The organism is Paramesorhizobium deserti (assembly GCF_001558695.1).
In the GTDB taxonomy this organism is placed as follows: Bacteria; Pseudomonadota; Alphaproteobacteria; order Rhizobiales; family Rhizobiaceae; genus Paramesorhizobium; species Paramesorhizobium deserti.
Map to the genome: position 1 here is coordinate 378,539 of NZ_LNTU01000001.1, position 21,829 is coordinate 400,367.

The window sequence follows — 21,829 nt, forward strand, 5'->3', positions numbered from 1 at the left end:
CGGCAAGGAACGCCTTCTTACCGGACATGCTCGTAAGCGCCGCGATCGATCTTGGCATCCTGGACGCGGGGATTTCCGGCGTAGTCGGCGATGCCGGCGGCGGAAACGAAACGGCCGCTATCGACGCCGGGAGATCCCGCCGCCAGGCGCAAATCCAGTTCGTCCACGTTCACGAAATCCGGATCGGCGACGATGCTGGTGCTGCTGTCGCCGCTTGCAGCCCTGAACGCGTTGAAATCGTCGGATGGGCCGCCGTCATTATAATAATTGGTATCGATCCAGAACCAGCGCACACGAGTTCCGCCCGATGTCGTATAGTAGATATTATTCCCAAGTGTGACGGAGCCGGGGTCCGCCGGGGAGAATTTCACGATCGCATAGCCCTTCTCGCCGGCGTAGAGAATGTTGTTCTCGAACACGACATCGGTCGCATTGAAGAGGATCTGCAGTTCGCCTGCGTTAATTCCCTTCACATTGCGGGTATTGTTCTGGAACAGGGTATTGTTGACGACCGTGATGTTCTCCGCACCGCCGGATTCCGCCGCGGTATACCCGCCCACCAGGATGCCGGCATTTTGGTTGAAACGGACCAGATTGTTGCGGACGGTCACATTGCTCGTATTCTTGCCGGGATGCTCGCTCAGCAGCCAGATCCCCCCTTCGGCGGCATCGACATGATTGCGTTCGATGGTGATGTTGCGACCGCCATCCACATAGATCCCGACCGCCGCCGCGACGATGGTCAGCGCCTGGTTCCCGGCGCTTGAAAGATTGAATACGGCGTTGCTGGCGATCCAGCCATTGCGGGCCCGGTCATATTCGGCGCCGTTGACGTAATATCCGATCGCATCGATCCCGATGAAATTGTTGTCGTGAACCGAGTTGCGCGTGATTTGCCACCCCTCGACATTGCCGCCGACCGTCAGGGATTCGCCCCTCCCCGTTTTCAATGCGTGAAGCTCGTTTCCATCGATGATGACATTGCGAATCGGCGTGGCTTCCGTTCCGTAGACGGCGATACCCAGACCATTCGCATTGCCATTGGAAGGCAGGTTGTTTGCCTCTATCGCATGGATGTCGTTGTTCCGGATCTCGATCCGCTCTCCGCTCCCATGCACCAGGAGCCCGATGACGATGAACTCGGAATCGGATTTGTAATTGCGGATTTCGAAGTCCTTCACCCTGAAATAGCTGACGTGATGGAGGGTGATCAGACCCCGCATGCCGGTCGGCTCCCGCACCAGCCCGGTGCCGTCGATGACGGCATTCTCGCCGGGATATTCCATCAACGTGATGAAACCGCCATCGGCCGAACCGGATTTCGTGACGGTGACGGTTTCATTATAGACACCGCCGCGAACGAGGATCGTGTCCCCCGCCTGCACATGATCGACGGCATATTGGATGTTGCGCCAGGGCGCCCCGACCGTACCGGGATTGGTGTTGGAGCCGGTGGTATCGACATAATAGGTATTGCCGGGGCGCGAATATGGCTCGTTGCACACCCGCACGTTTGCGACCTCGGTTTGATCTTCGGCGGAAACCGCAGTGACGGTTGCGTTGACGGCTTTTTCCATGTTGGCCGGCGCGGTGTAGAGGCCCTGTTCCGTAATGGTCCCGATCTCCGGGGCGCCGCCGATGACGCCGTCGACCATCCAGATGACCGCGCTTTTTGTCGCATCCCCTACGGTTGCATCGAATTGCCGGCTCTGATTTGCCTGCATGATGCCGCAGTCCGGCGCCATGTTGCTGGTAGTCGCCGAGGTTTCGTGATTCGAAATAAAGATAAAAAAGGCGGCGGCAACAGCATTCATACAGGTTCGCGCAAGCCGTTTACGATATTGAAAAGGAATTCTAAACCTGCGTGCCTTAGAATGACCATGGAAAAGCATGAAAATCCCCCTCTAGTTCTCGAATCAAGCATGGCCCTTTGCGCCGGTTTGAGAACATAGGGTTTTTTGTCGTTGTGCAATCCGAGTGGGCAGACTCGCGCTAAGCGCGTATAAAGAATAACAAAAAGTTACTCCCAACCAGTTGCGAAAACGACAGAAAATTACTAGGTGGGGCCCATATTCGCAATTATAACCAGAGGAGCCTATAGTGTCAGAAGAAAAGAACACGGCCGAGATTATTGAACTCACGACCGAAATCGTCACCGCCTATGTCGCCAACAATCCGGTTCCGGCGGGCGAGTTGTCCAGCCTGATCGCTGAAATCCACACGACACTGGCCGGCCTGCAGCCGGGTGCGGCACCCGAAGTTGCGCCAGCGGAAAAGCCGACGCCGGCGGTTCCCGTCAAGAAGTCGATCACGCCTGATTACATCATCTGCCTCGAAGACGGCAAGAAGTTCAAGTCGCTGAAGCGGCACCTGATGACCCATTACGGCCTCACCCCGGAAGAATACCGCGCGAAGTGGGATCTTTCCGCCGACTATCCGATGGTCGCGCCGAACTATGCCGCCGCCCGCTCGGCTCTCGCCAAGGAGATGGGGCTTGGACGCAAGGCCAAGGTGCCGAAGCTGGTCAAGCACAAGAAGGCTGCCTGACGCATCGCTCGTCCCTATCGGACGATCATCAAAAAGCTGTCGCCGCTCCTCGCGGCGACGGCTTTTTTTTGTTTGGGCCATGCACAGCGATTTTCGAGTAGCGAGGATTGCGCTATGAGTTGATTCTGGCGCAGCTCACGCCTCCTCCCTCCGTCCGGGAAAGCATAATTCATGCAGAGCAGTCCGATTGTCGAACCGACTGTTCGAGCGCTGTAAGCATAAGGAGGGATTGCGAAACCTGCTCGCAATAGGAGGTCATTCGATGAAGCTCTCTGCGCCCCTCTATTATCTGAAGCGCAAAGCCAGACTGTTATCCCGCAAGGAAAACATCCCACTGCACACGGCGCTTGATCATATCGCCCGCCAGGAGGGCTACAGCGGCTGGAGCCTGCTCATGGCCCGGGCATCCGCCAGCACACCAGCCGGGAAGCTGTTTTCCCTATTGGCGCCGGGCGATCTGGTGCTGGTGGGCGCGCGACCGGGCCAGGGCAAGACGCTGATGAGCCTCGAACTCGCCGTCGAAGCCATGAAGGCGGGTGATCGGGGCATGTTCTTCACCCTGGAATACACCGAAAGAGACATCCTGAATCGCTTTCACGTGATCGGGGCGGAATGGGAGCGCTTCGCCGGGCTGTTTGCGTTCGACTGCTCCGATGCGATCAGCGCCGATCACATCATGGAGCGGCTGGCGTCGGCCCCCCGCGGCACGCTGGTGGTCATAGACTATTTGCAACTGCTCGATCAAAAACGGGAAAACCCCGCCTTGGCAGTGCAGGTTCGTGCGTTGAAATCCTTTGCGCGGGATCGCGGGCTGATCATGGTCTTCATCTCGCAGATCGACCGGTCCTACGACCCGTCGAGGAAGCCCTGTCCGGATATCGGGGATGTCCGGTTGCCGAACCCGCTGGATTTGACGCTGTTCGACAAGACCTGCTTCCTGAACAATGGCGAAGCGCGATTCCAGGCTGCAAGTTGACGGAGACAATGACGGCTGGCAGCCGGTCCCCCGACCATCCTCTTTTCACGGAATATTCTCCTCTTTCACAAACGTGTGTCAGGGGGTTGCGCAATGAATAACGGTTTGTTACGTTTCGTTACCGTTCGCTAGTGATCTGCGCCGAACTTGGGCGGGGGCCCGGCGCAAGGAGGTTGAAATGAGCGATATTGTCAGAACCGCCATTTTTTATTCGATGATGATCATCACGCTCAATATGGCGCTTGCCATTGCCGTGATGGGACATGACTTCATGCTGCCCTGAGGGTAGCCAGGTTTTCCAATCATCATTTCCTGCCGCAATCGCGGGGGTCAAAGTTTGAACGGAGAAAAGCGTTCCAGAACTTCTGGAACGCTTTTTATTTTCTGGAGACTGCATATCAGCTTATGTCCCGCCGACCGCGCGGCGGTAGCTCGTTCATCTCATGCGCGAAGACGGCAGGCGGCAGCGGGTCGAGGCCGCGGATGATGTCGGCGCCCTTCTCGCCCACCATGATAGTCGGCGCATTGGTGTTGCAGGAGGGGACGCGCGGCATCACCGAGGAATCGCAGACGCGCAGGCCCTCGATCCCCCTCACCTTTAGTTCGGGATCGACCACGGCCATCGCATCCGTCCCCATCTTGCAGGTGCCGACCGGATGGTGATCCGTCTTGGCGTTTGCACAGCCATAATCGAACAAATCCTCGTCCGTCACCGCGCCCGGTCCCGGCAGGCGCTCGGCGAGCACATAGGCTTTCAGCGCCGGCTGGCTCATGATCTCGCGGGCGATCTTCAGTCCCTCGATCGACATCCTGCGGTCATGCGGATCGCTCCAGTAATTCGGGTCGATCAGCGGAGCGGCCGCCGGGTCGCTTGAGGCAAGGCGCACCGTGCCGCGTGAGCGGGGATGCAGATAGGCGGAGTTGAGTGTCACTCCGGCATTCTTCAGCCGTGCCACGCCCGCTTCGATGCCCGAACCCAGCCCCAGATGGAACTGGATATCAGGCGATCGCGCTTCGGGGTCGGCATACCAGAAGCCGCCCGTCTCGAAGAGGCTGGAGGCGACGGGACCGGTGCGGAACAGCACGTACTGGATGCCTGCCCAGAGCGTGCGGTGAAGCTTCGCCACATTGTCGTAGGTGTGATCGCCCGTGCACTCGCAGATGACGAAGAGGTCTAGATGGTCCTGCATGTTCTCGCCGACGCCGGGCAGGTCATGGACGGCAGGCACGCCGACGCTCCTCAGATGATCCGCCGGGCCGATGCCCGATTGCAGGAGCAGCTTGGGTGAGCCGATCGCGCCTGAAGAGACCAGCACCTCGCGCGAGGCGCGGATGATCTCCACGCCTCCGCCACGCGCCACCTCGACGCCGACGGCCCTGCCCTTCTCGACGACGATGCGCGTCACCCGCGCGCCGAGGCGGACGGTCAGGTTCTTCCGGTCGCGGATGGGGCCGAGATAGGCCATCGCAGCCGAAGAACGGCGCTTGTCGCGCTGGGTCAGCTGATAGAAGCCGACGCCCGCCTGCCGGCGGCCGTTGAAATCGTGATTATAGGGGATGCCCAGTTCCTGCCCGGCGCGGATATAGGCGTCGCAGATCGGCAGCGTCGCCGCCGGCATGGAGACGCCGAGCGGTCCGCCATAGGCATGATGATCGTCGGCGAAGCGCTGGTTGTCCTCGGCGCGCTTGAAATAGGGCAACACCGAACGGTAGTTCCAGCCGGCGCAGCCATCCTCCTCTTCCCACAGGTCGTAATCGGCGGCATTGCCGCGGGTATAGAGCTGGGCATTGATCGACGAGCCGCCGCCGACCACCTTGGCCTGGGTATAGCGCAGCACGCGACCCTTCATATGCTTCTGCGGCACGGTTTCCCAGCCCCAGCTCGCCACGCCCTTGGTCATCTTGGCGAAACCGGCCGGCATGTGGAAAAGCGGGTTCCAGTCGCCGCCGCCCGCCTCTAGCAGCAGCACGCGGACGGAAGGGTCTTCGCTCAACCGATTGGCGAGAACGCAGCCGGCAGGCCCGGCCCCGGTGATGATATAGTCGTATTCCATGTTTCCTCCCACCGCTTCTCCTCAAGCGGTTCATTTCCGAATAGACACGCCGGCGGGACAGAGGGGGGCGCCTAGCGATTCCATTGAACCAAGAACCGCTCTACAGCCGGCTGACCGACAAAGCGCCGTCAGCGTTGATGACCGAGCCGGTAGCAAAGGAGAACGCACCGCTCGCCAGCGCTGCGGCGATACGGCCGATATCCTCCGGCTCGCCCCAGCGTTTCACCGGGACCAGACCCTCGCCGATCAGCCTTTCATATTTCTCCGCGACGCCTGCGGTCATATCCGAGCGGATGATGCCCGGGCGGATCTCGAAACAATCAATACCGGTTCCGGCGAGCCGCAGCGCCAGCCCCTGGCTGAAGGCGGCAAGTGCTGCCTTGGTCATGCAATAGTCGAGCCTTTCGGGCGAGGTCATCTCAGCCGAGATCGAGGTGATATTGATGATCGAGCGCGGATGGTCGCCTGGCTGCGCGCCAAGCATCATGCGCAGCGCTTCCTGCGTGAAGAACACCGTGCCACGCAGATTGACCGCGACGATGGTATCAAAATTTTCCGGCTCGAGCTCGAGGAAATCGCCGCGCTGTACGGAGGCGATGCCGGCATTGTTGACGAGGCAGTCGATGCGGCCGAAATGCTCGATGATCCTCTCCACCGTTGCCGCATGGCCGCCTATGTCTGCGAGATCGGAAACGAGGAACAGCGTCTTCGCGCCCAGCGCTTCCAGCGTGGCGACAGCGGCGGAGCTTGCCTCATCCGCCTCCCGGTCAGTGATGGCGAGATCGAAGCCGGCGCCGGCCAGCGCCTTGGCGATCGCGAGGCCAATGCCGCGCCGGGCGCCGGTCACCAGTGCAACAGGCCTTGTCCTTCCGCTCATGTGCGCGCCCCCTCACCCGGCTCGCTTCGCGAGCCACCCTCTCCCCGCGGGGGAGAGGAAAAGCCGTCATTGCGACCGGCGCTCTTCTCCCCCATGGGGAGAAGATGGCCCGAAGGGCCGGATGAGGGGGACTTCGTTGCCATTGACGAGGGCATCATGCCGCGAGGTCCTTTCTCGTGATGTGATCGGCGACGCGCAGCGCCTGCGCGGCGATCGTCAGCGCCGGATTGACCGCGGCTGATGTCGGCAGAAAGCCCGCATCGACGACGAAGAGATTGGGATGATCAAAGGCGCGGCACCAGATATCGAGCGGCGCGACGGCCGGATCATTGCCTATGCGCACCGTGCCGCACTGGTGCGACGGGGTGCGCTTGTCGAAGGCGCGGGCGAGCACCAGCGGAAAGCCCGCTTTGCGCAGCACGGATTTGAGCTTCGCCACCAGTTGCTGATGCGCTTTCCAGTTGGTGCGCCGCCATTGCAGGACGATGCGCTCGCCATCGACCATGACGCGGCTTTCCGGCGACGGCAGATCCTCGCTCATGGCGTAGAAATCGATGGCATGGGCGGAGATGGCATTGAGCAGCCTTTCCGGCACGCGCGGCAGATTGCCCTTCAGGATCGCACCGGAGACGCGGCCGAGCAGTTGCACATTGCCGAGCGGCAGCCCGCCCTCCCCGTCGGAGAGATAGAAATCGTTGAAGCCGAAGGTCTTCTGATAGACGGAATCGTTGCGGTACCACGGGCTGACGGCCAGTACGGCCGAGGAATTGTGGTTCATGAAGTTCCGTCCCACCTGATCGGAGCGGTTGGCGAGGCCCGCAGGGTTGGCGTCATTGGCCGAGCGCAGAAGCAGCGCCGCCGACTGCACCGCTCCGGCCGAGAGGATCACCAGCTTCGGCCGCAGCACGCGCTCTTCGCCATTATGGGCGTAATGGACGGCGGTGATGGTGCGGCCATCGGGCGCCGTTTCGAGCCGCGTCACCCTGGAATGAACCTGCAGGCGCACATTCCCATGCTTGAGGGCGAGGGCCAGCGCCGTCGTCTCGGCATCCATCTTGCCGTCGAAGCAGTTGGGATGGGCGTCCCACGGCGTCTTGGCCTTGGCGAGCCAGCAATCGATATCGATGCCGAGCGGCAGCGAGAAGGGATGCATTCCCGCCGCCTTCAGCCGCTCGCGGACGGTGGCGATCGCCGGCTCGTCGGCGACGGGCGAAAAGGCGTAGGGTCTGGAATGGGGCGGCTCCGTCGGGTCCTCGCCAAGCGCGCCGCGCACCTGATAGAGTTCCTCCGCCCTGCAATACCAGGGCTCCAGCTCCTCATAGGGGAACGGCCAGGCGGGCGAGACGCCCTCCGGGTGCCGCATCTCTGCGAAATCCTCGCGGCGGTAGCGCGTCAGCACCGCGCCATAGAATTTCGAATTGCCACCGACATTATAGTAATTGCCAGGGTTGAAGCCTTTTCCGTCAACCTCGTACCAGGTTTCCTTCGGGCGGAAATGGCCGCGCTGAAAAATGGCGCGCTGGTCGCGATTGACTGGCAGATCCTCGATATGGCCGCCGGCTTCGAGGATGAGGATTTCCGCTCCGGAAGGCGCGAGGCCGGCGGCGATTGTCGCGCCGCCGATGCCGGAGCCGATGATGACGATATCCGGGGAGGACGTCATCAGGATCAGCCGATGCGCAACTGGCTCTTCGGGTCGAAGAACACGGCCTTGTCGAGATTGAAGGCGAGCTTGGCCTTCTGGCCGACCGCGATGTTGGCGTCGGCGCGTAGCCGCGCCACGACTTCCTTGCCGCCGAGATGGGTGACGGCGAAGGTGTCGGAACCGGCGGGCTCCACCACCTCGATCAGGCAATCGCCTTCGGCCAGCGAATGCGCCTTGCGGTCCGCGCCGTCGGGATCAGTGAGCGCCTCCGGGCGGATGCCGAAGATGACCTCCTTGCCCTTATAGGCGACGAGCTTGCTCGCCGCGCCATTGACCGGCAAGGTGAGCGGTCCGCCCTCGGGACGGTCGAGCGACACGCTGACGCCCGTCGGGCCATCCTCGATCCTGGCCGTCAGGAGATTCATGGCGGGCGAGCCCATGAAATCGGCAACGAACATGTTGGCGGGGCTGTTATAGATTTCCGCCGGCGTGCCGAACTGCTGCAGCACGCCGTCCTTCAAGACCGCGATCTTGGTGGCGAGCGTCATGGCCTCGATCTGGTCATGCGTGACATAGACGATGGTCGTCTTCATGCGGTGGTGCAGGCGCTTGATCTCAGTGCGCATGTCGACGCGGAGCTTGGCGTCCAGGTTCGACAGTGGCTCGTCGAAGAGGAAGACCTGCGGATTGCGCACCAGCGCCCGGCCCATGGCGACGCGCTGGCGCTGGCCGCCGGAGAGCTGGCTCGGCTTGCGGTCGAGCAGATGGCCGATCTGCAGCGTCTCGGCGACGGATTTGATCGCCTTCTCGCGCTCGGCCTTGGGCACGCCGCGGATCTCCATGCCGAAGCCGATGTTCCCGGCAACGGTCATGTTGGGATAGAGCGCGTAGGACTGGAAGACCATGGCGATATCGCGCTGCGAGGGATGCAGCCCCGCCACCGAGCGGCCGTTGATGAGGATTTCGCCGGATGTGATCGGCTCCAGCCCGGCGATGCAGTTGAGCAACGTGGACTTGCCGCAGCCGGAAGGGCCGACGAGGACTAGGAAGCCGCCCTCCTCGATCTCGATGTTGATATCCCTAAGGATCGGCACAGTGCCATAGGACTTGTGAAGGTTCTTGATAGCCAGAAACGACATGACTTATCCCTTGACTGCGCCGGACATCAGGCCACGCACGAAGTAGCGGCCGGCGACGATATAGACGAGAAGTGTGGGAAGGGCGGCGAGGATCGCGCCCGCGAAATGGACGTTATATTCCTTCACGCCCGTCGAGGAGTTCACCAGATTGTTGAGCGCCACCGTCATCGGCGTGCTGGTCGTATCCGAGAAGGAGGCGCCGAACAGGAAGTCGTTCCAGATATTGGTGAACTGCCAGATGACAGAGACGACGATGATCGGCCCGGAGGACGGCAGAAGGATGCGCCAGAAGATCTGGAAGAAGCTGGCGCCGTCGATCTGCGCGGCCCGCACCAGCTCGGTCGGAAACGCCGCGTAATAATTGCGGAAATAGAGCGTGGTGAAGCCGAGGCCATAGACCACATGGACCAGCACCAGGCCGGGAATGGAGCCGGCAAGGCCGAGCAGGCCAAGGATGCGGGCCATCGGGATCAGCACGATCTGGAACGGAATGAAGCAGGCGAGCAGCAGCATGCCGAACATGATGTTGGAGCCGCGGAATTCCCATTTTGTCAGGACATAGCCGTTGAGCGCGCCGAGCACGGTGGAGATGGCGACGGCCGGCACGACCATCAGGATCGAATTGATGAAATAGGGCTTCAGGCCCGTCGGCTGGACGCCGATCTGGGCGGTGGACCAGGCCGAAAGCCAGGGCGCGATGGTCCACTCATGCGGCAGCGACAGCATGCCGCCCTGGCGGATTTCGTCGAGCGGCTTCACCGAGTTGACAAGCATGACGTAGAGCGGCAGCAGGTAATAGATCGCAAAGAGGATCAGCGCCGCATAGATCAGCGCGCGGGTCAGCTTGCCGTGATTGATGACATTGTCAGGGCTTTGGGCGCTCATTTAGCGTTTCTCCCCGCGCAGTTCGGAATAAAGATAGGGAATGATGATCGAGAAGATCATCACCAGCATGATGATGGCCGATGAGGCGCCGATGCCCATCGAGTTGCGGGTGAAGGTGTAGGAATACATGAAGGTCGCCGGCAGCTCGGTCGCCTGCCCCGGACCGCCGCCGGTCAGCGCGATGATCAAATCATAGGCCTTGATCGCGAGATGGGCGAGAACGACGAAGGCGGAGAGAAAGACCGGGCGCATCAGCGGAATGATGATGCGGCGGTAGATGGTAATCGTCGAGGCGCCATCGATCTGCGCCGCCTTGATGATCTCGTTGTCGACGCCGCGCAGGCCCGCCAGGAACATCGCCATGACGAAACCCGAGGACTGCCAGACCGCGGCGATGACGACGGTGTAGATCGCCATGTGGCGGTCCTTGATCCAGTTGAAGGCGAAGCTCGTCCAGCCAAGCTGGTGCATGGTGTTCTCCAGCCCGATGCCGGGATCGAGGAACCATTTCCAGGCCGTGCCGGTGACGATGAAGGAAAGCGCCATGGGATAGAGATAGATCGGGCGCAGCAGGCCTTCGGCCCGGATCTTCTGGTCGAGCAGGATGGCGAGCCCGAGGCCGATGACGGAGGAGATCAGGATATAGAGCGAGGCGAAGATGCCGAGATTGGTGATCGCCCGCCACCAATGCGGCAGCCTCCAGAGCTTATAGTAATTCTCCAGCCCGACGAACCCGTAGGAGGGCAGCATCCGGCTGTTGGTCAGCGAGAGATAGCCCGTATAGAGGATAAACCCGTAAACGAAGATCAGGATCAGGAGGAAGCTCGGGCTCACCACGAGCTTGGGCACCCAATCCTGCAAACGGCTGCGCGTGTTCATTCGCCTCACCCCGGCGCTATCTGCGCCTTTTTCTTTTTTTAAATTTTGCAACCCACCCAGCGCAGAACCCCTGCGCGGCAGAAGGACCGCCGGTGCCCATAAGCCCCGGCGGTCCGTTCACGCTTACTTCGCGGCTTCGACGGCCGAAACCAGCTCCTCGACGGCCTGGTCGGGGGTCAGTTCGCCGTTGAACTCGCGGGTGACGACGTCATAGATGGCGTTCTTCACCGCGGCCGGATTGGCATAGCCATGGGCCATCGAGCCCATCAGGCGGCCCGACTTGTTGGCGTCGGCCACGTCGGCGATCGCCTTCTTGCCGCAAGCGTCGAAATCCGTATCCGGAACGTCCGTGCGCGCCGGGGCCGAACCCTTGACGACATTGAAGGCCGACTGGAAGGTCGGGCTCTCGATGGCCGAGGCCATCTGCAGCTGCGCCGGCACCTTGTCCTCAGCCACCTTGAACATGGCGAACATGTCGGAGTTGAAGGTCACGGCACCCTGCGTTCCGGGGTAGCGCATGCAGACGAAGTCCTTGCCCGGCTCCTTGCCGGCCTTGATGAACTCGCCCTTCGCCCAGTCGCCCATGAACTGCACGCCGGCCTTGCCCTCGATCACCATCGCCGAGGCAAGATTCCAGTCACGGCCGGAGAAATTGTCATCGACATAGGAACGCAGCTTGGTCATGCGCTCGAAGGCCTGCTTCATCGTGTCGGAGCCGAGTGTATCAGGGTCGAGATCGATGAAGGCCTTCTTGTAGAAATCATCGCCGAAGGAAAGGACGACGGCGTCAAAGATCGTGGCATCCTGCCATGGCTGGCCGCCATGGGCGACAGGCGTGATGCCCTGCTCCTTGAACTTGTCGAGCAGCGCGATCAGCTCGTCCCAGTTCTGCGGCTCCTTGCCGCCGGCCTTGTCGAGCGCTTCCTTGTTGATCCACATCCAGTTGGTCGAATGGATGTTGACCGGGGCGGCGATCCAGTGGTCGTCATATTTGGCGAAATCCTGCAGCGCAGTGGGAATGACCTTCTCCCACCCTTCCTTGTTCGCCACCTCATCTAGATTGCCGAGAGCGCCCTGCTCGGCCCAGTCGCGGATGTCGAAACCGAGCATCTGCACGGCGGTGGGCGGGTTGCCTGATGTGACGCGGGCGCGCAGCACGGTCATGGCCTCACTGCCGCCGCCGCCGGAAACCGGCATGTCGACCCAGCCGATGCCCTGCTTTTCCAGATCCTTCTTGAGAACGTCGAGCGCCGCAGCCTCGCCGCCCGAGGTCCACCAGTGGAGAACCTCGACGCTCTCCTTCTTATCCTGGGCTTGGCCGAGCGTGGCCGTTCCCGCCATCAAGGCCGCGACCGCAGCCGTTGTCCAAAATTTACGCATGACTTGCCTCCCTGTTACAAGATTCAAAAGCAGGGCCACCTCGACCCGGCTTTTTCTTCATTCCTGCGCCCGAAGCCCGCAGGAAGCTCCCGTTCTGGAACGCCGCACGTCCTCCGACGGGCGCTCCAAGTCTTCTGCCTCTGCATCAACCCTCCGAAAACCGATCTCGATTTTCGGGTGATGCATATAGACACCGTTGTCGGCGCGCCATGCGTTCGGCTGCAATCCTATCTCGGCATCCACCAGGCCGTACGCGGCCCCATATGAATATTCAACGTCTTGGTCTCGGTGTAATCCTCCACCGCGTGACGGCCAAGCTCACGCCCGAGACCGGATTGCCTGTAACCGCCGAATGGCAGTTCGGACGCCCCGTCCATGAACGTGTTCATCCAGACCGTCCCGGCTCTCACCCCGCGACCAACCTGCAGGCAGGTGTCCATATCCCTGCTCCACACGCCTGCCGATAGACCATAATCGATTGAATTGGCAATATCGATGGCATTCTCGATCGTGTCGAAAGTCAGCACCGAAAGCACCGGGCCGAACACCTCCTCGCGCGCGACCGCCATGTCGGATTTCACCTTCGAAAGGATCGTTGGGGCCATGAACTGGCCGCTCCCAAGGTCAAGCGGCGCGCCGCCATGGGCAATGTCCGCGCCGTCGCCGGCAGCGCCGCGCACATAATGATCGATCTTCGCCAAATGCTCGGGGGTGATGATCGCGCCGACCTGGGTTTTGGGGTCGAGCGGGTCGCCCACCCTCACCTTTTTCGACAATTCGGCGATGCGCGAGACGACGTCTTGGGCTACTGATTTGTGAACAATCAAACGGCTTCCGGCATTGCAGCACTCGCCGGCATTGAAATAGGCGCCGAACACCGCCGCATCGATAAATTCGTCCAGATTGGCGTCAGGAAAGACGATTTGCGGGTTTTTTCCGCCCAATTCGAGCGAAACCTTCTTCAGCGTCTGCGCCGCATTGGCCATGGTGAGCTTGCCGACTGTCGTCGATCCGGTGAACGATACCATGTCGACATCGGGATGCGTCGTCATCGGCGCGCCGACATCCGGCCCTGTGCCGACGACGATGTTGATAACGCCTGACGGCACCCCTGCTTCCATGAGAATTTCACCCAGGACGAGGGTCGAGCCGGAGGTGAGCTCGGAGGGCTTGACCACCGCCGTGCAGCCGGCGGCAAGAGCGAAGGGGAGCTTCTGGCTGACGATCAGGAAGGGAAAATTCCACGGGGTGATAATGGAAATGACACCGATAGCCTCCCGGAGCACCACACCGAGCGTTCCTTCGCCTAAAGTATTATAGCTCTCGCCATGCAGGTCGCGACCAAGGGCCGCAGCATATCGCCAGATATCCACAGCCCCGGCCAGTTCGGCACGGGCCTGCGAAATCGGCTTTCCCGACTCGATGCAGTCGAGAAATGCCAGTTCCTCCGCCCTCGAAGCGATCAGATCGGCCGCCTTCAGCAGGATATTGGACCGCTCCGCCCCCTTCATGCGCGGCCATGGCCCCTTGTCGAAGGCATGGCGGGCGGCGCGAATCGCCTGCTCGGCATCTGCCTTCGTTGCCGCCTGATAACGACTGACAACGGTGCCATGAGCCGGGCTTTTGCGCTCGATGATTCGTCCCTCGGCGCCATTCGTCCAGCGCCCGTCGATCAGCATCTGGAACTCGCGCGGCTTGAAACTCTCAAGCGCCTGCGGGCGTACCAAGACCGTCATTACCATTCTCCCTTGAACTGCGGCTCGCGTTTTCCGGCGAAGGCGGCAACGCCTTCCCTGAGATCGCCTGTCTTGGCCGCCAGAATGGAACCCAGCGCCTCGACGGCGGTGCCGTTATCCTCATGATTGGCCGATGCGATCATCATCTTGGCGATTTCCAGAGCAGCGGGACCGCGCTTTGCGACACGCGACGCATAATCACGCGCAGCAACGAGGGCGACGCCCTGCTCGACCACATGATCGACCAGGCCCAGGGCCAGCGCCTCCTCGCCCGAAAACATCTCACCGCCCAGAACCATGCGGCGCACGATCTGCGCGCCGAACCGCCTGACCAGGCGCTGCGTGCCGGACCATCCCGGCACCATGCCGAGGCTCGTCTCCGGCAGGCCGATTTTGATCCCTCTTTCGGCGAGCCGGATATCGGCGGCGGCGGCCAGCTCCAGCCCGCCGCCCAGCGTATGACCGTTGAGAGCGGCGATCACCGGTATGCGCAGCGTGGCGAGCCGCTCGAAGACGCGATGGCCGAAGCGCACCCATTCGTGGCCGAATTCGTTCGGCGCCATAGCCCCCCAGGCTTTGATATCGCCACCGGCGGAGAAGGCCTTGCCCTCCCCTGTCAGAATGGCGACGCGGATCTCCCGATTGGCCTCGACCTCGTCGCAGGCCGCCGACAGCGCCTTCAACATATCGATATCGAAGGCGTTGAGCTTGTCCGGCCGCGCAACGGTGATGGTCGCGACATGGCCGTCAAAATCGAGCCTGATGCGATCGTCAGACATGCGCCGCTCCCTCCAGCTTGCGGGCCGGCTTTTGCGGCAGCCTGAGCCCGATGGGCGCTTCCTGGAACAGCGCCGCATCCATCACCTTCAATTTGTCGGAGACGATGAGCGGGAATTCCGACTGATCGAGAATATGCATTTGCAGATCGACGCCCGGCGCGATCTCCGTCAGCACGAGACCCTCCGGCGTCAATTTCATCACGCAACGCTCGGTGACATAGGTGATGTCCTGCCCCTGCTTGATCGCCCTGCGACCGGAAAAAGTGACATGCTCGACCGCGTTGACCAGCTTCTTGAGTTTGCCTTCCTTCTCGATCACCAGCCGACCATCGGAGACGGCGAGCCTGGCGCCGGCATTGAACATGCCGGAGAAGATGATCTTCCGCGCCCGCGCGGTGATATCGACGAAGCCGCCCGCTCCCGCCGTTACATGCGGACGAAAGGAGAGCTTCGAGACATTGACCGAGCCGGTGCGGTCGATCTCGAGAAAGGAGAGGAGCGAGGCATCGAAGCCCGCCCCCTGGAAATAAGTGAACTGGTGCGGCGACGGCACGAAGGCCTCGGCGTTGGACGCGCAGCCGAAGGCGAAATCGAGGAGCGGAACACCGCCGACCGGCCCCTGCTCGATCACCCATGTCACCGCACCATGCAGCCCCTCCTCAAGCAGGATGCGCGGCACATTGGCCGAGATGCCGAAGCCGAGATTGACGGCGCTGCCGGCCTGCAATTCCCGCGCGACCCGGCGGGCAATGATCTTCTGGATATTGAATTCGGGCAGGCGGAAGCTTTCGAGCGGGCGGAAGATCTCGCCCGAGATCGCGGGGTCATAGACGGTCTGGGTCGTCTGCTTCTGATCGGGATCGACAACGATATAATCGACAAGAACGCCGGGGATGCGCACGTCGTGCGGCTTCAGCGTTCCTGATTTGGCGATGCGCTTGACCTGCGCGATGACGATGCCGCCATTGTTGCGTGCTGCCAACGCCTGGTCGAAACCACCGAGATAGGCGCCCTCGTGTTCATAGGTGAGATTGCCACGCTCGTCGGCCGTGGTGGCGCGGATGATCGCCACATCCGGCACGATCGCCCTGAAATAAAGCCACTCCTCGCCTTCGAACGCGACCTTCTTCACCAGAGGCGATGCCGCGGCGGAGGCGTTCATGGCGCAGCCCTGGTGCGCCGGGTCGACGAAGGTGTCGAGCCCGACCTTGGTCAGCACGCCCGGGCGCTTCGCCGCCGCCTCGCGGTGCATGTCGAAGAGGATGCCGGATGGGATGTTATAGGCCGCCACCTCGTCATTGCCGATCATCTGCCAGATCAGCGGTGGTTCGGCGCTCGAAGGACCTGAGGGATAGGAGCCGCCGATGATGGTTTTCAGCAGGCCCTTCCTGGCGATATGGTCGATGCCCTTGATACCGCTCATGTCGCCGGCGGCGATCGGGTGCAGCGTGGTCAGGTCGCGCGGATGGCCTGTCGTCTCGAAACGCTCGCCGATCGTCTTCAGCATCAGATCAGGACAGCCGAGACCACTCGATGACGAGACCGACACGATCGCCCCGTCCGGGATCAGGTTTGCGGCCTCAGCCGGCGTGATATGCTTGCTCATTACCGATTTGCTTTCACAGTCCTGTTTCGACGGGCGTTGCCGCCCCGGTTCTTGCGGCTTTCGCGACGGCCAGAGCCGTGGCGAGCGACCAGATACCGTCCTCGCCCGTGGCGCTGGGCACGCCCTTGCCGACGATGGCATCGTGGAAGGCGGCGAGCGCCGTCTCGTAGAGATTATGGTGGTTCAGGGTTAGCTCATGCTCGCCCTCGGCATCGCGAAGCACGACCCTTCCGACGGGCTGCTGCGTCATGACATTGCGGGCGATGAGCGAACCGTCGGTGCCATGCACCTCGAAACCCGTCTCGGCATATTGCGTCGTGAAGGCGTCGTGGAACTGGGCGATGACGCCAGATTTGAAGCGGAGCACGCCCATGACGGCGTCTTCCAGGCCGGATTTGCCCATGCCGCCCGTCTGCGTCATCGCGACGGCCTCGACCGGATCGTCACCCAGGACGAAGCGCAGCGTGTCGCTGTCATGCACCGTGATGTCGAGGATGACGCCGCCGCCGGCATCCGGCCGCTCAAGGCGCCAGCCCTGCAGGTGTACCGGCAGGTACACCGCATGGAAAACCCGCGCGGCGAGCGGCTTGCCTATCCTGCCCGACTGGATCGCATCGCGCATGGCGCGATGGCTGGCGGCATTGCGTAAGTGATGGTTGGTGCCCATCACCACGTCGGCCTCCTGCGCGGCCTTGACCATGGCATGCGCGTCATCGAGCGTCAGCGCCAGCGGCTTTTCGCAGAGCACATGCTTGCCGGCGCGGACGGCAGCGATGGCCTGGTCGCGATGCAGCTCATTGGTGGTCGAGATATAGACGGCATCGACATCCGCATCGTCCAGCAGCGCGTCGAGATCGGTCACCGATCTGGCGATGCCATTGGCCTCTGCATACAACTTGCCGCGCGCCGCGTCGCTGCTCATGACGGAGACGACATCGCCACCGTTCGAGCGGATCGCATCGATCATCCACTCCTTTGCAATGGTGCTCGCGCCGATCAGACCCCATTTGGTCATGCGTGTTCCTCCCGGTTTCGTACGTTTTTCCCGATGCCGGAGCTCTCGCGGACGACGAGGCGCACCGAAAGCAATTGCGCCTCCGGCTCGGCCCGTTCGGAATTGATCTGCTTCAGGAGAAGCTGAGCGGCGCGCTGGCCCATGCCCTGCGGGTCGACGGAGACCGTCGTCAGCGCCGGGACGGCGGTCTTCGCCTCGATCACATCGTCGAAGCCAACCACGCCGAAATCGACGCCTGGCTCCATGCGCGCGGCGCGCAGGCCATCGCAGACGCCGAACGCCACCGCATCGTTGAAGCAGACCGCCGCTGTCGGCCGCTCGGCCCGCAGCAGCATCTTCTCCACCACCGCCACGCCGCCAGCGCGCGACGGCGCGGAATTGAAGATGAAGTCATCGCCCGAAGGGAGCCCGGCCCTCATGAGCGCATCGCGATAGCCGCGCACCCGCTCCTCGAACACGGCCGTATCAGCATAGCCGCCCATGAAGGCAATGCGCCTGTGGCCAAGGCCGACGAGGTGCTCGACGGCCTGCAACGTACCGGCATAATTGTCGGAAAGGAGCGAGGAGACCTTCGCCCCCGGCAGATTGCGCACCACCAGCACCACGGGAATGCCGCTGTCGATCAACGGCTTCAGGTCGGAGATTTGCGTGCCGCGAGCCGGCGAAAGGATCAGCCCGGCGATACCATGCTCACGCATGGAGGCGATCACCTCGCGCTGCCGGTCAACACTTTCTCCCGTATTGGCGAGGAACTGCACATAGCCCGCCGACTGCACCACCATATCCATGCCGACGGCGAGCTCTGCGAAGAAGCTGTTGGTCAGATCATTGACGACGATGCCGACAATCCCTGATTTCGCCTGACGCAGATTGGCGGCGCTGCGGTTATAGACGTAGCCCAGCTCGCGGATGACTGCGCTCACTTTGGCGCGCGTCGCCTCATTGACCAGCGGACTGCCCTGCAGGACAAGCGAAACGGTCGACTTCGACACGCCGGCGGCGCGCGCGATATCGATGACCGTCGTCCTCGTCCGTTTCACTTGGGCTCCTCCCTGCCTGCCATTCCGGCATTTGCATCTAGTTAATTGGAACGTTCCAAATTTGTCAAGCGAGATTGGACGATGTAACCGGACAGGTATATTCCGGCTCTATTTCTCTGAGGATATGAGCTTTTTCTGTGAATTTTTGCCATATTTTCCGAATTCATGTAGAAATTATTGAGAATCTTCTGAATTTCAAAGTCTCCGCCGCATCTTGAAATTTGGAACGATCCAAACTATCGCTACTGGCAAGAGGGCGTCTCAAGGCGGCCCGGGAGGAGGATTCATGACGTTAAGCCTGAAACTGCCGCGCGCCGATGGAACTCGCGAGGAATACCGGCTCGTCGGCACGCCGATCGCCCGACCCGCGACACGCCCGACATTCAACCGCATCGCCTATGCGGCTGCGCATGTCGTTTCCGATCCTTTGCGCGATACGACGCCCTGGAGCAATCCGGCGATCGACTGGGATGCGACGATGGCCTTCCGGCATCATCTCTGGGGCCTCGGCTTCAAAATCGCCGAGGCGATGGATACGGCGCAGCGCGGCATGGGGTTGGACTGGACCGGGGCGCAGGAATTGATCCGCCGCTCGCTCGCCGAGGCGCGCACGGTCGATGGCGCCAATCTCGCCTGCGGCGCCGGGACGGACCAGCTCGATCCCGCCGACGCCCGGTCGCTCGACGACGTGATCAGAGCTTATGAGGAGCAGATCGGCTTCACCGAAAAGCATGGCGGGCGGGCGATCATGATGGCCAGCCGGGCCCTGGCGCGGGTGGCGAAATCGCCCGATGATTACCGCAAGGTCTATGGTCATATCCTCGACCAGACGCGGGAGAAGGTGGTCCTGCACTGGCTGGGCGAGATGTTCGACCCGCAGCTCGCCGGCTATTGGGGCGGCGGCCGCTTCCAGGACGTGCTCGAAACCGTACTCGATATCATCGGCGACAACCGTGACAAGGTCGAGGGCATCAAGATCTCACTGCTCGACAGCGCCAAGGAAGTGGCGCTGCGCGACCGCCTGCCGGAGGGAGTGCTCTGCTTCACGGGCGATGATTTCAACTATGCCGAACTGATCGAGGGCGACGGGCGGAAACACAGCCACGCGCTGCTCGGCATCTTCGATGCCGTGGCCCCCTCCGCCTCCAGGGCGCTTGCGGCGCTCGCCACCGGTGATGCGACCACCTTCCGCGGCGTCATCGAGCCGACCGTGCCGCTGTCGCGCAAGATCTTCGAGGCGCCGACGCAATATTACAAGGCCGGAGTGGTCTTCCTCGCCTGGCTCAACGGACACCAGCGCCATTTCACCATGCCCGGCGGCATGCAATCGGCGCGCGGCCTGCTCCACTATGCCGATATCTTCCGCCTCGCCGACCGGGCCAACGTGCTCGACCGGCCGGACGTCGCCGTCAGCCGGATGAGGAATTTTCTGGCGGTGCTGGGGGAGTAGCGGCAGTGTCGTCTGCCTGAATATAGGCAGGAGGAGATTGCCCCTTTTATAGAAACATTAGCGGGACAGTACCCCCCTCTGGCCTGCCTGATATCTCCCCCACAAGGGGGAGATTAGCTGTCATCGATCACACCGTATATTCTGCAGCGCAGGTGATTAGCGAAAGCGGAACTCATAGCCTAATCTCCCCCCTTGTGGGGGAGATGGCCGGCAGGCCAAAGGGGGTGTTTCGCGTTGCCTTTACAAGTTCCGTTGCTGTGACTGTGATCGAGCGCTCCACAACTACACAAAAGTCACTTGCAATGTACGAATGTTCAAATATCCTCTGAAGCCATAAAGCTCACAAAGAGCTCATATGGGAGGAAAAAATGGATGCATTGCTTGCCGGCCTGAAAGGGGCCGTCGATACGCTTGGCGCGACGGTTCTGTTGCCGATCGTCATCTTCATCATCGCATTGGTGCTGGGCGCCAAGGCGGGACGCGCCTTCCGCGCCGCCGTCACCATCGGCGTTGCCTTCATCGCCATCAATCTCGTTCTCGGGCTCATGCTCAACAGCATATCCGACGTTGCGCAGGCGATCGTGAGGAACACCGGTATCCAGCGCGACATCGTCGATGTCGGCTGGCCCTCGGCGGCAGCGATCGCCTTCGGCTCTTCGGTCGGTCTCTGGGTCATTCCCGTCGGCATCGCCGTCAATATCCTGCTGCTCGTGACGCGGCTCACCCGCACGCTCAATGTGGATGTCTGGAACTTCTGGCACTTCGCCTTCATCGGCTCGCTGACGGTCGCCGCCACCAATAATCTCGCCTATGGCATCATCGCGGCGGCGCTGATGGCCGCGCTGGCGCTGCTCTTCGCCGACTGGTCGGCCAAGGCCGTGCAGAAATTCTATGGCGTTCCCGGCGTCTCGGTGCCGCATCTCGCCTCGGCGCAGATCCTGCCGATCGCGATCGTGCTCAACTGGATCATCGACCGGATTCCGGGGATCAACAAGATCGACATCAGCACCGAGACGATCCAGAAGCGGTTCGGCGTGCTGGGCGAGCCAGTCATTCTCGGCCTCGTCATCGGCCTCGTGCTCGGCGCCATCGCTTATTATAATCTCGGCGATTTCGGCACGGCGCTGAGCAAGATCCTGCAGACCGGCATGACCCTGGCGGCGGTGATGCTGCTCCTGCCGCGCATGGTGAAAATCCTGATGGAGGGGCTCTTGCCGGTCTCGGAAGCCGCGCAGGAATTCGTCCGCAAGCGCGCCGGCGACCGGGAGCTCACCGTCGGGCTCGATTCCGCGATCCTGATCGGCCATCCGGCGGCGATCTCCTCGTCGCTGATCCTGGTGCCGATCGCCATCATCCTGTCAATCATCCTGCCAGGCAACCGCGTGATCCTCTTCGCCGACCTCGCGGTCATCCCCTTCATCGTGGCGATGACAGCGCCGCTCCTCAACGGCAATGTCTTCCGCATGGTGATCGTCGGCACGGTAACGCTGATCCTCGGCTTCTATGTCGCCAATGCGCTTGCGCCGCTCTTCACCAGCGCGGCGGTCGCCTCGGGCTTCGCGATGCCGGAGAACGCGGTGCAGATCACCAGCGTGGTCGACGGCTTCCTCTGGATCTCCTATGTCGTGGTCAAGGCGGTCGAAAGCCTGGGGATCGCCGGGCTGGCGCTGCTTCTCGTCATCATCGGCGCGGCCTTCTGGGCCTTCCGCCGCAACACGGCCGCCTGGGAGCGCGCGGCAGGTGCCGAGGACGAAGCGGAAGCGGTTCGGGCGAACTGACCTTTCGCGTGATTGCAAATCGGTCCCGGGCCGGCAACGACCC

The 21,829-nt window shown here is 61.9% G+C and carries 17 protein-coding genes; 4 read left to right on the forward strand and 13 right to left on the reverse strand.

Going from position 1 to position 21,829, the window contains the following annotated elements:
* Positions 1 to 17: 17 nt before the first annotated feature.
* On the reverse strand, positions 18 to 1,724 hold the full coding sequence (locus ATN84_RS01835) for a right-handed parallel beta-helix repeat-containing protein (RefSeq protein ID WP_161939549.1): 1,707 nt from the start codon (positions 1,722 to 1,724) through the stop codon (positions 18 to 20).
* Positions 1,725 to 2,100: 376 nt separating this feature from the next.
* Between ATN84_RS01835 and ATN84_RS01840 the strand changes: the two genes are divergently transcribed.
* Positions 2,101 to 2,547, forward strand: a complete 447-nt coding sequence (locus ATN84_RS01840) for a Ros/MucR family transcriptional regulator (RefSeq protein WP_068879828.1) — start codon at positions 2,101 to 2,103, stop codon at positions 2,545 to 2,547.
* Positions 2,548 to 2,809: 262 nt separating this feature from the next.
* A complete protein-coding gene (locus ATN84_RS01845; RefSeq protein ID WP_068879829.1) occupies positions 2,810 to 3,523 on the forward strand; it encodes a DNA helicase in 714 nt (237 codons plus the stop codon).
* 398 nt (positions 3,524 to 3,921) lie between these two features.
* Here ATN84_RS01845 and ATN84_RS01850 read toward each other — a convergent pair whose 3' ends face one another.
* The 12 genes from ATN84_RS01850 to ATN84_RS01905 form a co-directional block, all read right to left on the reverse strand.
* A complete protein-coding gene (locus tag ATN84_RS01850) occupies positions 3,922 to 5,577 on the reverse strand; it encodes a GMC family oxidoreductase (RefSeq protein ID WP_068879830.1) in 1,656 nt (551 codons plus the stop codon).
* Between the two features lie 100 nt (positions 5,578 to 5,677).
* A complete protein-coding gene (locus ATN84_RS01855; protein ID WP_068879831.1) occupies positions 5,678 to 6,454 on the reverse strand; it encodes a 3-ketoacyl-ACP reductase in 777 nt (258 codons plus the stop codon).
* Positions 6,455 to 6,608: 154 nt separating this feature from the next.
* Positions 6,609 to 8,117: a GMC oxidoreductase gene (locus ATN84_RS01860; RefSeq protein ID WP_068879832.1), complete on the reverse strand. Its 1,509-nt coding sequence runs from the start codon at positions 8,115 to 8,117 to the stop codon at positions 6,609 to 6,611.
* Between the two features lie 5 nt (positions 8,118 to 8,122).
* Positions 8,123 to 9,238 carry an ABC transporter ATP-binding protein gene (locus ATN84_RS01865; RefSeq protein WP_068879833.1) on the reverse strand — a complete coding sequence of 372 codons (1,116 nt, stop codon included), beginning with the start codon at positions 9,236 to 9,238 and terminating at the stop codon, positions 8,123 to 8,125.
* A 3-nt stretch (positions 9,239 to 9,241) separates the two neighbouring features.
* Positions 9,242 to 10,123 carry a carbohydrate ABC transporter permease gene (locus tag ATN84_RS01870; RefSeq protein WP_068879834.1) on the reverse strand — a complete coding sequence of 294 codons (882 nt, stop codon included), beginning with the start codon at positions 10,121 to 10,123 and terminating at the stop codon, positions 9,242 to 9,244.
* Positions 10,124 to 11,002: a carbohydrate ABC transporter permease gene (locus tag ATN84_RS01875; protein WP_068879835.1), complete on the reverse strand. Its 879-nt coding sequence runs from the start codon at positions 11,000 to 11,002 to the stop codon at positions 10,124 to 10,126.
* 123 nt (positions 11,003 to 11,125) lie between these two features.
* A complete protein-coding gene (locus tag ATN84_RS01880) occupies positions 11,126 to 12,382 on the reverse strand; it encodes an ABC transporter substrate-binding protein (protein ID WP_068879836.1) in 1,257 nt (418 codons plus the stop codon).
* A 227-nt stretch (positions 12,383 to 12,609) separates the two neighbouring features.
* Positions 12,610 to 14,118 carry an aldehyde dehydrogenase family protein gene (locus tag ATN84_RS01885; protein WP_068879837.1) on the reverse strand — a complete coding sequence of 503 codons (1,509 nt, stop codon included), beginning with the start codon at positions 14,116 to 14,118 and terminating at the stop codon, positions 12,610 to 12,612.
* Complete coding sequence (locus tag ATN84_RS01890; protein WP_068879838.1) at positions 14,118 to 14,897, reverse strand: enoyl-CoA hydratase/isomerase family protein; 780 nt, start codon at positions 14,895 to 14,897, stop codon at positions 14,118 to 14,120. Before ATN84_RS01890 ends, ATN84_RS01885 begins: the two co-directional genes overlap by 1 nt.
* Positions 14,890 to 16,503: an acyl CoA:acetate/3-ketoacid CoA transferase gene (locus ATN84_RS01895; protein WP_068879839.1), complete on the reverse strand. Its 1,614-nt coding sequence runs from the start codon at positions 16,501 to 16,503 to the stop codon at positions 14,890 to 14,892. Before ATN84_RS01895 ends, ATN84_RS01890 begins: the two co-directional genes overlap by 8 nt.
* A 13-nt stretch (positions 16,504 to 16,516) precedes the next feature.
* Complete coding sequence (locus tag ATN84_RS01900; protein WP_068879840.1) at positions 16,517 to 17,518, reverse strand: Gfo/Idh/MocA family protein; 1,002 nt, start codon at positions 17,516 to 17,518, stop codon at positions 16,517 to 16,519.
* Positions 17,515 to 18,558, reverse strand: coding sequence for a LacI family DNA-binding transcriptional regulator (locus tag ATN84_RS01905; protein WP_068879841.1), 1,044 nt, complete (start codon positions 18,556 to 18,558; stop codon positions 17,515 to 17,517). The genes ATN84_RS01900 and ATN84_RS01905 overlap by 4 nt, the downstream gene beginning before the upstream one ends.
* 286 nt (positions 18,559 to 18,844) lie before the next feature.
* On the opposite strand from ATN84_RS01905, the gene ATN84_RS01910 reads away from it, so the two are divergent.
* Positions 18,845 to 20,008 carry a dihydrodipicolinate synthase family protein gene (locus ATN84_RS01910; protein ID WP_068879842.1) on the forward strand — a complete coding sequence of 388 codons (1,164 nt, stop codon included), beginning with the start codon at positions 18,845 to 18,847 and terminating at the stop codon, positions 20,006 to 20,008.
* Positions 20,009 to 20,376: 368 nt separating this feature from the next.
* Positions 20,377 to 21,786: a PTS galactitol transporter subunit IIC gene (locus ATN84_RS01915; RefSeq protein ID WP_068879843.1), complete on the forward strand. Its 1,410-nt coding sequence runs from the start codon at positions 20,377 to 20,379 to the stop codon at positions 21,784 to 21,786.
* The last annotated feature ends 43 nt before the right edge of the window (positions 21,787 to 21,829 follow it).